Origin of the sequence: Comamonas odontotermitis (assembly GCF_040396735.1) — a bacterium.
GTDB classification, from domain to species: Bacteria; Pseudomonadota; Gammaproteobacteria; order Burkholderiales; family Burkholderiaceae_C; genus Comamonas; species Comamonas odontotermitis_C.
The window spans coordinates 80,173-92,078 of the sequence record NZ_JBEBNZ010000018.1 but is presented as its reverse complement, the minus strand read 5'-3'; the positions used below and the strand labels follow the sequence as shown (position 1 = coordinate 92,078).

The 11,906-nt window shown below is 60.6% G+C and carries 9 protein-coding genes; 6 read left to right on the top strand and 3 right to left on the bottom strand.

All coding sequences use genetic code 11. The annotated features are described in order from the left end of the window. Nucleotides 1-352: 352 nt before the first annotated feature. From ACH2DG_RS15525 to ACH2DG_RS15510, 4 genes are read left to right on the top strand one after another with little or no spacing between them, the layout of a single operon-like run. The gene (locus tag ACH2DG_RS15525) at nucleotides 353-1,348 is read left to right on the top strand and encodes an acyl-CoA dehydrogenase (RefSeq protein ID WP_395027257.1); all 996 of its coding nucleotides are present in this window, start codon (nucleotides 353-355) and stop codon (nucleotides 1,346-1,348) included. Further along, nucleotides 1,336-2,094: a PIG-L deacetylase family protein gene (locus tag ACH2DG_RS15520; protein ID WP_395027256.1), complete on the top strand. Its 759-nt coding sequence runs from the start codon at nucleotides 1,336-1,338 to the stop codon at nucleotides 2,092-2,094. Before ACH2DG_RS15525 ends, ACH2DG_RS15520 begins: the two co-directional genes overlap by 13 nt. Next, complete coding sequence (locus ACH2DG_RS15515; protein ID WP_395027254.1) at nucleotides 2,091-2,669, top strand: methyltransferase domain-containing protein; 579 nt, start codon at nucleotides 2,091-2,093, stop codon at nucleotides 2,667-2,669. Before ACH2DG_RS15520 ends, ACH2DG_RS15515 begins: the two co-directional genes overlap by 4 nt. A gap of 9 nt (nucleotides 2,670-2,678) precedes the next feature. Then, entirely contained in the window at nucleotides 2,679-3,350 is a 672-nt protein-coding gene (locus ACH2DG_RS15510; protein ID WP_395027252.1) for a glycosyltransferase, read from the top strand. Between the two features lie 239 nt (nucleotides 3,351-3,589). On the opposite strand, the gene ACH2DG_RS15505 is transcribed toward ACH2DG_RS15510, so the two are convergent. From ACH2DG_RS15505 to ligD, 3 genes are all read right to left on the bottom strand, one after another. Further along, entirely contained in the window at nucleotides 3,590-5,767 is a 2,178-nt protein-coding gene (locus ACH2DG_RS15505; protein ID WP_395027250.1) for a catalase, read from the bottom strand. 123 nt (nucleotides 5,768-5,890) lie between these two features. Further along, nucleotides 5,891-6,523, bottom strand: a complete 633-nt coding sequence (locus ACH2DG_RS15500) for a response regulator (RefSeq protein ID WP_395027248.1) — start codon at nucleotides 6,521-6,523, stop codon at nucleotides 5,891-5,893. Between the two features lie 454 nt (nucleotides 6,524-6,977). After that, complete coding sequence (gene ligD / locus ACH2DG_RS15495) at nucleotides 6,978-9,575, bottom strand: DNA ligase D (protein WP_395027247.1); 2,598 nt, start codon at nucleotides 9,573-9,575, stop codon at nucleotides 6,978-6,980. Nucleotides 9,576-9,776: 201 nt separating this feature from the next. On the opposite strand from ligD, the gene ACH2DG_RS15490 reads away from it, so the two are divergent. Together ACH2DG_RS15490 and ACH2DG_RS15485 are read left to right on the top strand one after the other, a co-directional pair. Then, entirely contained in the window at nucleotides 9,777-10,778 is a 1,002-nt protein-coding gene (locus tag ACH2DG_RS15490) for a Ku protein (RefSeq protein WP_395027245.1), read from the top strand. A 258-nt stretch (nucleotides 10,779-11,036) separates the two neighbouring features. Beyond that, nucleotides 11,037-11,876, top strand: a complete 840-nt coding sequence (locus ACH2DG_RS15485) for an alpha/beta fold hydrolase (RefSeq protein ID WP_395027244.1) — start codon at nucleotides 11,037-11,039, stop codon at nucleotides 11,874-11,876. Nucleotides 11,877-11,906 lie beyond the last annotated feature (30 nt).

Genomic DNA, 11,906 nt, shown 5'->3' with positions numbered 1-11,906 from the left:
CGCCGACAGCATTGACCAGGCGCTGCAAATGCCGCTGGCCGAGCGCATCGAGCGGTACCAAAAGCTGCTGGCCCGCATCGAGGCCGAGGATGTGCACTGGTGGTGCCAGCGCTTTTTGCATGCGCTGGACCAGTGCCAACCAGCCGTGCAGCGCAGACCACGCTTCTCTGCTGCGGCATACAGTCTAGTCCCCGTCGCAGATATCGACCCGCCAATGCGTCACCCCACGCAGGACGGCAGCCTCCCCTATCTACATGTGCTGACAGATGGGAGCACTGCACCGCGCCCGGCCGCTACAGCCCGACGCATGGGGCGATGAATGATGAATGCCTCTACCGAACTTGAGGATTGTTTGAACAACTCGAAGCTGCATGAGCCCGGTGAGACCTTGCGCGCCCTGGTTGCGCAGGGCTTGGACCAGCTGCCTCTGCCCGGCCAAGGCCAAACCTTGGCACGCTGGCGGGCCCTGGCGGCGGTGGCCGCCAAAAACCTGAGCCTCGTCAAACTGTTTGAAGGCCATACCGATGCGCTGGCCATTCTGGCAGAGCTTGGCGCGCAGGCACCAGCGGAGGCCAGGACCTGGGCAGTCTGGGGCGCCGAGCCTCCCGGCAACCGGGTGCAAGCCATCGCCGTCCGTGCCGGTGATGGCCTGGCCTCCGGCAGCCCAATGCTGCTCAATGGCACCAAGGCCTGGTGTTCGGGTGCGCACAGTGTCGACCATGCGCTGGTCACCGCCTGGCTGTCCGATACCAAACGCTGTTTGGTTGCAGTCCACCTGCTCCAAGCTGGGGTGCAAGTCTGCAACGAAGGCTGGCAAGCCGTGGGCATGGCCGACAGCGCCAGTGTGGATGTACAGCTCTACCAGGCCAGGGGCATCCTGGTCGGCGAGCCGGGGGCCTATCTGAGGCGGCCCGGCTTTCACCATGGCGGTGCAGGCATTGCCGCTTGCTGGTATGGCGCCAGCGCCCGCATTGCCGGCCAACTGCTGCTCGCCTGCCGCAAGCATGCGGAACCACATGCCTTGGCGCACCTGGGCGCGGTGGATGTGGCAATGTCAGCCACGGCTGCGCTACTCCGCGCCACGGCCGCTCATATCGATGCCCAGCCCGACCAGCCCTGGGCCCGGGAAGTGAACCGCACCCGCTTGGCCGCCGAAGCGGCCGCCCAGCAAGTGCTGCAGCATGTGCCACGCGCGCTTGGCCCAGGGCCGTTTTGCAAAGACCGCTCGCTGGCCTTGTTGTTGGCCGATCTGCCTATTTTTATCCGCCAAAGCCATGCAGAACGCGACCTGGCCGCCCTGGGGCATGACATCGCACAACAGGAGAACAACGCACCATGGAGGCTCTGATGCCACGCTGGATCGAGGGAGAAGGCACGCCTGAATTGCAATGGCAGCTTTGGCTGGCCCAGGCGACGCTCGGAACCATGTCGGCCGAGGAGCTGCTGGAAGGCAGCGAGCGGGTCGTGATTGTCTCACCCCACCCCGATGATGAAATCCTGGCCACGGCCGCCATCATGCAGCACTGTGAGGCCAATTCCCTGCCTTGCGCGGTGATTGCGGTCACCTCCGGCGAGGCCAGCCACCCAGGCTCTCGCCTGTGGACACCCGACCAACTGGCTCAGACCCGCGAGCGAGAAAGCGCCCAGGCTCTGGCCCTGCTCTGCCCCAGCAGCCAGATCATCCACCTGCGCATTCCCGACGGGCAGGTGAATAACCACAAGCCCCAGCTCGAATCGCGCTTGCAGCAACTGTTGCGCCCGACGGATACGGTCTTGTGCCCCTGGCGCTACGACGGCCACCCCGACCACGAGGCCACCGGCGAGGCCTGTGCCGCCGCCATCGCCGAGGTGGGCAGCCGCTTGTTCGAAGTTCCCATCTGGACTTGGCACTGGGCCAGCCCCGGCGACCAGCGCGTGCCGTGGCAACAGGCCGTGCGCATGCCATTGAGCGCCGAACAGTTGGACCGTAAATGCCTGGCGCTGTCCTGCTTTCGCAGCCAGCTCTTGCCCGACCCCTCCACCGGCCGCCAAGCCATCCTGCCGTACTGGGCCACAGCCCGGCTACTGCGCAATTTCGAGGTGATATTGCGATGAACCAACGCGCACATTTCGAGCAGCTCTACCAGGCTTCTGCTGATCCCTGGGCGGTGAAGACCGCCTGGTACGAGCGGCGCAAACGCCAAGTCCTGCTGGCAGCGCTGCCGTTGGAGCATTACCGCTATGGCTTTGAGCCCGGCTGCGGCAATGGCGAAACCACGATGGCCCTGCTCGAACGTTGCGACCAATTGGTCGCCGCAGATTCTGCGGAATCGGCCGTTCTGCTGTGCAACGCGCGGATCCAGCGCGAGGGTCTGCACCAGCCAAACCTGCAAAAACTGCAGTTGCCCCAGGAGTGGCCCGAAGTGCCAGCCGGCGGCTTTGACCTGTTGCTCGTCTCCGAGCTAGCCTATTACCTGGAGGATGCGGACTTGGCCCTTTTCAGCGAACGCTGCCTGTCGTCGCTCGCACGCGGCGGCCATTTGCTGATGTGCCATTGGCGCCATCAGGCGCCCGACCTGCTGCAGACCGCTGACACCATCCATGCCCAAATCGGCGCCAGCGCAGCCCTGAAGAGCGTGGTTGAACACCGCGAGACCGATTTCCTGCTTGAAGTTTGGGAAAGACTGTGAGCCACCACGATGATCGGAGTCTGCATACCCGCGCATAACGAAGAAGCCTTGATAGAGGCCTGCCTGGAAAGCGTCTTCTTTGCCAGCCTCCACCCTGAACTGGCTGCGGAAGAAGTCAAAGTCGTCGTTGTGCTCGACAGCTGCGACGACGGCACGGCTGCCATTGCCCAGCAATGGCCTTTTGCGTGCCTGGCCATCAACGCCTGCAATGTGGGCCGGTCGCGTGCCGCGGGGGCCCGCTACCTGCTTCAGCACAAGGCGCGCTGGCTGGCCTTTACCGATGCGGACACCCGCGTATCGCCCAGCTGGCTGGTGGCGCAACTCTCGCTGGCGGCCGATGTGGTATGCGGCACCGTCGAGGTCGACAGCTGGGATGCCCATGGCCGCGATGCACAAGCCGCACGCCTGCGTTTTGAAGCCAGCTATCAGGACCGAGACGGCCACCGCCATGTGCATGGCGCCAACCTGGGCCTGTCAGCCCAGTGCTACGAACAGGCCGGCGGCTTTGATGCCATTGAGTGCGGCGAAGACCAGGCGCTGGTGAACCGCCTGGCCGCCCTGGGCGCGCAGATCGCGTGGAGCGCCTTGCCACGGGTGCTGACCAGCGGCCGGCCCTACTCACGCGTGGAGCATGGCTTTGCAGGAGCCATTCGACAGCAGGCGCAGCCCAGCGTGTCTTGAGCGGCCTTCGATCGAGAGCGTCCTAAGTGTTGCATCCCCGATGATTGCTTAGTTGGAAACCATTATCCTCTGCTCGTTGCTCCCGGAGGACTAAGGGGTGCGCGAGCTTGTACAGTCAGCGCAATCCAAAGACAGGCGGAGCTCGTCTACCTGACAGGGGCAGTCCAGCTTGAAGACCTCGGAGATAGGATCAGCCTCCAAAGCATATGCGGTACTTTGGGGGGCGCCAGTGAGGGAATTTATGCCAATATGCGTACTTTCGGTTCACGTTCCCAGTGCCTCTGAATGCCAATGCTGACCAATGACGCATACGGCATAACTCCATCGTCTTTTTGAACGCCTGCTTTGTCCAACAATACTTGGGAGCCTTTGCAATGGCCAATTGCCTTGCAGTGCCAGTAGGCATCCATGAACCATTGCACTGCCGCGCTATCGGATGAGAGTTCCTGGGCTTGAGCTGGCATAAGGATACTAACCACCGCGTCAAAGAGCACCGAGGGTGAGCCTGCAAGCTGACCATCTGCTTTGAGCACTCCACCTTTAACAGGTATGGCTCCAACCTTCGGCGCCACCAGAAACACGCTGCCTCCAGCAGCTTCGATAGCTGCTTTCAATTCGTCAATTGCAGCTTTATCCGAGCCTTCTGCGTAGAGAAGTCCCACCTTCCGCCCTTGAAACGTATTTTTGGCTTGCTTTTGAATAGACAATGCGTCGGAACGCGCCATTTCGAAGGGCTCTTGTGCTGCTTTTGCCTTACCAGGCAAATTAATTGCCAGGCCCGTGGCGACCCGTCGAGCGAGACCTTCGTCGATATTGCGTAGTCGGGAGACAACGCGCTCTCGCACATGCTCCAGTGTGACTTTGGACAACTCAAAGACCAGTGCTGAGGCAATATGTGCTTGCTCATTTTCGGTCTGTGATTTGAAAAAAAGTCGTGCCTGGCTGTAGTGGTCTGCAAATAGTTCTGCGCGTATTCGCAACTTTTGCCCAGCGTCGTTGCGCTCGTCATTGGCAGTGAATGTTGTAAAGCCCGTTTCGGGACTGGCTCGAGGGCCGCTCTCCTCACCAGCCTCAGCGAGGCTATTGGGCTCATAGTTGGCGCGACCAGAAGGCACGAGTGTTTGCATCAAGCCGTCGCGTTGGAAATTTTGGAAGGGGCACTTGGGCGCGTTGATTGGAATCTGGTGAAAGTTGGTAGTTCCGAGGCGCGATTTTTGTGTATCAAGATAAGAAAAAAGGCGGCCCTGTAGCAAGGGATCATTGCTGAAGTCGATGCCCGGGATGAGATTAGATGGCAAAAAGGCGGCTTGTTCAGTTTCAGCAAAGAAGTTAGAAGGGTTGCGATTGAGTGTCATCCGTCCAACCACTTGCACTGGTATCTCTTCCTCTGGAATAAGCTTGGTTGCGTCAAGCACGTCATACGGCTGCTGGGCGGCCCAGGCCTCATCAAAGACTTGGATTCCCAGATCCCATGCGGGGAAATCGCCCTGATCAATGGCTTCGTACAAATCACGCCGCAGGAAGTCAGGGTCGGCTCCTGCGATCTTTACCGCCTCGTCCCAGGTAGTCGACTCGATGCCCAGAACTGGCTTCCAATGGAATTTGACGAATCGCCCTTCGCCCTTGGCGTTGACCAGGCGGAATGTATGTACGCCGAAGCCCTCAATCATCCGGAAGCTGCGGGGGATCGCGCGATCGGACATGGCCCACATGATCATGTGCATGCTCTCAGGCATCAGTCCAATGAAATCCCAAAAGGTGTCATGCGCCGAGGCAGCTTGTGGATAGCCTCGATCAGCTTCCATTTTTACGCTGTGTACGAGGTCCGGGAATTTGATCGCATCCTGAATGAAGAAGACAGGAATATTGTTGCCCACGAGATCCCAGTTGCCGCTATCGGTGTAGAGCTTGACTGCGAACCCACGCACATCACGAGGTGTATCAATCGAGCCAGCGCCGCCCGCTACGGTAGAAAAGCGTACGAAGACTGGGCACGTTGTTCCCTTTTTCTGAAAAATGGATGCTTTGGTAAGTTCTGGGATTGCTTTGGTGCATTCAAATACACCATGAGCGCCAGATCCACGAGCATGGACGATACGCTCAGGGATTCGCTCATGATCGAAGTGAAAGATCTTCTCGCGAAGTACAAAATCTTCTAGCAGCGTCGGCCCACGCTCGCCCGCTCGCAAAGAGTTTTGATTGTCCGAGATACGGTGCCCAAAATTGTCGGTCAGATAGTCAATCCCACTGCCCCTCGTGACATCCTCGGCAACATCCTGATGAAGCTCACCTCCGTTGCCCAAAGTTTCCTCTATTGGAGCTTTGCGGTCAGTTGGGGAGCTGGGTTTCCTGGCTACTCGCCGAGAATCGGCTGAGGTGGGTGCAGCAGACCTGCGTTCTGAGGTGGGCTTTGGCATTCCTATCTCCTTGAGTATGGACATCGATGGATAGCAACTTTCCTTAAACTGCACTGGGAGCTGGTTGCTTATTCAGGTTGCTGCTGAGGGGTTGTGGTGCGCGATTTTTGAAAATGACGAATTTCAGTTGATCAAACCATTCTTCATTGCGTAATAAGTCAAATCACAATTCGAATCTAAGTTCATCTTTTCCATCAAGCGGGTGCGGTAGGTACTAACAGTTTTCACACTAATGGATAGTTGCTCGGCCACTGCACTCACTGTATCTCCCTGAGCCAGTTTCAAGAACACTTGGAACTCTCGATCCGACAATTGCTCATGCGGAGAAACGTCACCCTTTCTCTTTACTTGTTGTGCCAGTAGTTCTGCTACTTGGGTTGTGATGTATCGATTTCCCATGGAAATCACACGGATTGCTTCCATGATGTCACCTGGATCGCAATCCTTGTTAAGGTAGCCACTAGCACCCTGCCTAAAGAGGCTTACTGCATAGTGTTCTACGGGATAGCAGCTCAGAACCAAGATACCAACGTTGGGGGCTTGAGTCCGAAGATCAGACATAGCATCGACTCCACTGTGCCCGGGCATTGAGAGATCCATGACTAAAACGTCAATCTGGTTGCTACGAACCAGATCCAGTGCTTCAATCCCATTTGCAGCTACTCCCATCACGCGCATGTCGACGTTTTCGCTTAGGAACTGAGTCAGACCCGTTCGAACGATTGCGTGGTCATCCACAATTCCGACATTGATCATGTGGCGCTCCTTTGGGTGAGTGTGTTTTGGTTGAGATGAGATACACATGATGGTGTCGTATTGACACTTGATGACGTTCTGGATGCCCTAATTGCTTGTAAGACCGTGCCTTGAATCGCCGCGGGTTTGAACTGCCTCCCCAGGCGTTGGACAAACCTCAAGGGGTCCATGAAGAAGTACAAGACTGAGTTCAAGCTCGAGGTCGTGCACAGAGCTTTCTGGCCGGTGAACGTGGCGCGAAGCTTCTTGCCCAACGGTGGTCGGTGCCCGAGGAGAAGATCCGCACATGAGTGAGTCACTACCGCCCGCATGGCATCGACCGGTTGCGCGCCAGGCGCAACGCGTCCAGCGCGCAATTTAAACTGCAGGTGCTGTCCTATCAGTACCGCGAGCAGCTCGCGAGCCGCCAGGTCGCGGCGGGCCATAACATATTGAAAGGCTGTTGTTGCGATCATCAGCCACTATCTTCCACTTGGCTGATGGCAGCCTTGAAGCCCAGAGTCTTCATGGCCGGGGTGAGGGAAACCGCCGCGCTGCCGTACGCCGCCCATGGCGAATTGCCCACCCGCAGGCGCTCGTCCACGGTCTGCATGGTCCAGTGGTCACCGCCTGCAACCTGGTCGAGCTCCGCCCAGGCGATCGGTATGGAAACGCCCATCCCCGGCCGGGCCCGGACGGTCCACGCACTCGCAGTCGTGGCGCCGAAGCCGTTGCGCAGGTAGTCGACGAAGATCCGGCCGACCCGGTTGCGAGGCCCGCTCTTGGCGACAAAGCGCTGCGGAATGGTGCGGGCCAGGTGTTGCACAGCGGCCTGCGAGAAGCCCTTGACGGCATCCCATTCGTGCAGCCGCTTGATCGGCACCACCACATGCAGGCCCTTGCCGCCGCTGGTCTTCAGGAAGGCCGGCAGCCCCAGCTCCTTCAGCAGCGCATGTACCAGTTGCGCGCCCTCCTGCACCTGCTCCCAGGGGACGCCTTCGCCGGGGTCGAGGTCAAAGGTCATCCGATCGGGCCGCAGAATCCTGTCCTTGCGGGCGTTCCAGGTGTGGTACTCGAACACGTTCATCTGGGTTCCCGACAGCAGGCCCTCGGGCCTGGCCACTTCCATCAGCGGCAGGTGCCCGGGATCGAGATCCTGGGCCAGCGCGGCGATGCCCGGCATCTCGCCCGGCTCCAGGTGCTTCTGGAAGAACTTCTCGCCCTTCACGCCCTGCGGGGCGCGCATGAATGAAACCGGGCGCCCCTTCAGGTGCTCCATCATCAGGGGCGCGACGGTGGCGTAGTAGCGCACCAGGTCGAGCTTGGTCAGTCCCGTGGAAGGGTCGATGACCCGGGTGGGGTGGGACACTTGGAGAGCGTTGGGGGTCGTCATGTCGTGGCCTGCAGGTGGGTTCGCGGATGGCGCAGAAGGTGCGGACAGCGCTACCGGCCGCTCGCGCATGATGGTGCGGGGCGATTTGTCGTCGCGCAGCCCGCGGAACACGGGGTGCCGCAGGTGCCCGCCCTGCGTCCACTCGGCGAACGAGACCTCGGCCAGCAGCCCGGGCTGCACCCAGCGGACGCCACGGGCGGTGCGGGGCAGATCGGAAAACGGGCTGTCGTCGCGGCGCAGCGCATCAAGCCTGCGTCGCAGCACATCCAGGGTTCTGGCGCTGAAGCCCGAGCCCACGTTGCCGGCATAGCGCAGCGAGCCATCTTCCGCATGCACACCCAGCAGCAGCGACCCGATCCCGGAGCGCGAGCCTTTCGGTTCGGTGAATCCGCCGATCACGAACTCCTGGCGGTGGCCGCACTTGAGCTTGACCCAATCCGCGCTGCGGCGGGATAGATAAGGCGAGGACTTGCGCTTGCCGATTACCCCCTCGAAGCCGAGCGCACACGCGGAAGCGACCAGGTCCTCCACGCGGACTTCGAACGCCTCGCTGTACCGCAGCCGGTTCGAGCGGGTGCCCTCCAGCAGCGCGCGCAGCAGTTCCCGGCGCTCGACCAGCGGCAGGCGGTGCAGGTCGCGCCCCTGGGCGAAGGGTATATCGAACAGGAAGTAGACCAGTTGCTCAGTGCCCTGGCCGTCAAAGGCGTTCTGCAACGCCTGAAAATCCGGTCTGCCCTCGTTGTCCAGCACCACAATCTCCCCGTCTAACCATCCTTCCTGCATCGGCAATTTGGCGAGCTCTTTGGTAAGCACAGACATCCTCTCGGTCCAATCGTTGCCGCTGCGGGTCAATAACCGTATGCCGTCCGGTGCAATGCGCGCGCCCAGCCGGTATCCGTCGAACTTGAGCTCCCATATCCATGCCTCGGGGTCGCCCGGCGGCGCATCGACCAGCGTGGCGAGCTGCGGCGGCAGCGCCGATGGCAAGGGTGCCTTGCGGGCCTTCTCCAGGTCCTGTGCGGCGCGGGCCGGCCGGGATGTCACCGCTGGTGCAGGAAAGGGCAAGATATCCGGCAGCGCCGAGACACTGTCCGGCATCGCGTCCACCACGTTGAACGATGAGGCTGAACGCTCCAGCCCATCGCGCTCTTTGATCAGCAGCCAGGGCGGCTGCTTCTCGTTCTCGCGCCCATGCATGCGCACCAGCGTCCACCGCCCCTGCAGCTTGTGGCCATGGATCTCGAACTTCAGCTTACCCTGGCGGTATCCTGCGGCCGCGTCGCCGACGGGCGTCCAGTAGCCCCGATCCCACACGATGACCCGGCCTCCGCCATACTGCCCGGTGGGTATCTGTCCCTCAAAGCTGTTGTACGAGATGGGGTGGTCCTCCACCTGGACCGCCATGCGCTTCTCGGTGGGATCGAAACTCGGCCCCTTGGGTACGGCCCAGCTCTTCATCGTGCCATTCAGCTCCAGCCGCAGGTCATAGTGCAGCCGGCTGGCCCAGTGCTTCTGGATCACGTAGCGCAGCGCAGTGGATCCGGGCTCTCCGCCTCCTGCCGGCTCGGGCGTAAGCGCGAAATCGCGCTTGCGCTTGTAGGCCGCCAGCGGGTCGCGTGCGCTGCGCCCTGCGCGCTCGGCAGCAACTCGGGCCTTCGCTGGGATCGCGCCCTTAACCATGGCACAGTCCCCTTCCTCCTCTGCGCGGACACCACCTGACTCTCAGCCCATCGCACCGCCATTGCTGGAACATCGCATGCACCTCCGTTATGTCTCAGGCTATCCATGCCGTCACCGTATGTCTGTAGGTCGCGGCATGGGATCGACGTACTGCATCGACTGTGCGGGCAGGCCGCACAGGCGCTTCGACCACAGACAACCTTGGCCCTGACCTACACCTGCGGCGCAGCCAGCCTCCTAGAGTGGGATGGCTATTGTTTCGGAGCCATCCATGCCCAAGAAACCAGAAGGAGGCAGGGCCCCCACCTCCACCCGCGCGCTGTGGAAAGGCGCAATTGCGTTTGGCCTAGTGCACATCCCGATCAGCCTGCATTCGGCCACGCAGGACAGCGCGCTCAACTTCGACTGGATCGACAGGCGCACGGGCGACCGCGTGGGCTACAGCGCATCAACAAGACCACCGGCAAGGAGATCGCGCCGGCCGATATCGCCAAGGGCATCGAGGTCGAGGACGGACACTATGTGCTGCTCACGCCCGAGGAGCTTGAAGCGGCTTACCCCAAAACCTTGCAGACCATCGAGATTGAAGCCTTCGTGCCGATCAACGAAATTCCATTCGTCTACCTCGAGAAGCCCTACTACATCGCGCCCATCAATAAGGGCTCGAAGGTGTATGCGCTGCTGCGTGAAACGCTGAAGGACGCAGGCAAGGTCGGTTTGTCGAAAGTGGTGATCGCCAACAACCAGCACCTGGCAGTGCTGATGCCCTGCGGACCGGCCTTGATCCTGAACCTGCTGCGCTGGGGCGAGGAGGTACGTTCCTGGCAGGGTCTGGCCCTGCCCACCGAGGGCAGGAAGGAGCTGAAGACCGCGGATCTGAAGATGGCGCAGCAACTCGTGGAAGAAATGAGCACGGACTGGCATCCCGAGGCATTCCAGGACTCGTTTCGCGAGCAGGTGATGCAATTGGTGGAAAAGAAGGCCAAGGCCGGCCAGCTTATGGAGGTGAGCCAGTTCGACACCAAGGAAACGGCTGCGCCGACCGCGACGGTACTCGATCTCACCGAGATGCTGCGCCGCAGCCTGGCATCCGGCAAGCGCACACCTCCTGCCCGCAAAGCAACCCCCGCCAAGTCCGCGAGTTCTGCCCAAAAAACCGTGGCCAGAAAGTCGGCCAAGACACGAGCCCCCAAAGCGGCCTAGCTGGAGCGCGTGCCTTTTTCGCATCGACCTGGCCGCAGAAGCGCCGGTGCAGGCCCTGAAGGCGGAGCAAAAACATCACCGCATGCACTTGCGCTGCTGCTCTATGTGCGAAGCCTTCGCACCACCGCGTATGCATGGCGCACCCGAGTCACGAAATGACGCCCTTGCTGACACAAGCAAACAGGACGACAGGGATGGCCTACACCAGCTGCCTGGAAAACGTTCCAGACTGGAAGGAATTCAGCGAAAGGAGAACCCATGCCCTACATTACCATCGCCTCATCGGATGCGAACTCCGTGCAATTGCACTACCAGGATTTCGGCAATGGGCGCCCGGTCGTTCTTATCCATGGATGGCCGCTAAGCGGGCGGACTTGGGAGCCGCAGATTTCGCCATTGGTGGAAGCTGGCTTTCGGGTCATCGCCTATGACCGCCGGGGGTTCGGCGCATCGTCCCAACCATGGACCGGCTATGACTACGACATCCTTTCCCAGGACCTCTATGCACTGCTCACCGAGCTGGCGTTGAAGAATGCCACGCTGGTCGGCTTCTCCATGGGCGGCGGAGAGGTGGCACGGTATATAGGGCGGTATGGCTCGCAGTCGATCCGCTCGGCAGTCTTTGCGGCAGCGGTGCCGCCCTCCTTGTTCAAGTCCGCAGGCAACCCGGAAGGTACGGTGACCGAGCAGGACATCCAGGCCAAGGAGGCCGCAGTGCTCGGCGACAGACTTGCCTTTCTGGATGAGTTCACGCAGAAGTTCTTCTCGGACTCATCAGGCAAGTTGCTGGTGAGCGAGGCGCAGCGCGAATACGCCAGGATGATTGCGGCGTTTGCTTCCGCCAAGGGCACGCACGACTGCATCGGGGCATTTTCCCGAACGGACTTCCGCGCGGATCTGCAAAAAATCAATGTCCCCACGCTGGTGATCCATGGTGACAGTGACCAGATCGTTCCCATCGAGGTCAGCGGTGCCAGGACCCACCAGGTCGTCAAGGGCAGCGAACTCCATGTCATTCGGAACGGTCCCCATGGCTGCAATCTCTCACATGCCGACGAATTCAACCAGGCATTGATTGCCTTCTTGAAAGCCCATTGAAAACGCAGCTATCGAGACAGGTACGGGGCT

What these genes read in the sequence shown, in the direction of transcription:
- ACH2DG_RS15505 (WP_395027250.1), bottom strand. Translation starts at nt 5,767, where the DNA reads ATGCCAAAGCCCACCTCAGAACGCAGGTCTGCTGCACCCACCTCAGCC.
- ACH2DG_RS15500 (WP_395027248.1), bottom strand. Translation starts at nt 6,523, where the DNA reads ATGATCAATGTCGGAATTGTGGATGACCACGCAATCGTTCGAACGGGT.
- ACH2DG_RS15510 (WP_395027252.1), top strand. Translation starts at nt 2,679, where the DNA reads ATGATCGGAGTCTGCATACCCGCGCATAACGAAGAAGCCTTGATAGAG.
- ACH2DG_RS15485 (WP_395027244.1), top strand. Translation starts at nt 11,037, where the DNA reads ATGCCCTACATTACCATCGCCTCATCGGATGCGAACTCCGTGCAATTG.
- ligD (WP_395027247.1), bottom strand. Translation starts at nt 9,575, where the DNA reads ATGGTTAAGGGCGCGATCCCAGCGAAGGCCCGAGTTGCTGCCGAGCGC.
- ACH2DG_RS15520 (WP_395027256.1), top strand. Translation starts at nt 1,336, where the DNA reads ATGGAGGCTCTGATGCCACGCTGGATCGAGGGAGAAGGCACGCCTGAA.
- ACH2DG_RS15515 (WP_395027254.1), top strand. Translation starts at nt 2,091, where the DNA reads ATGAACCAACGCGCACATTTCGAGCAGCTCTACCAGGCTTCTGCTGAT.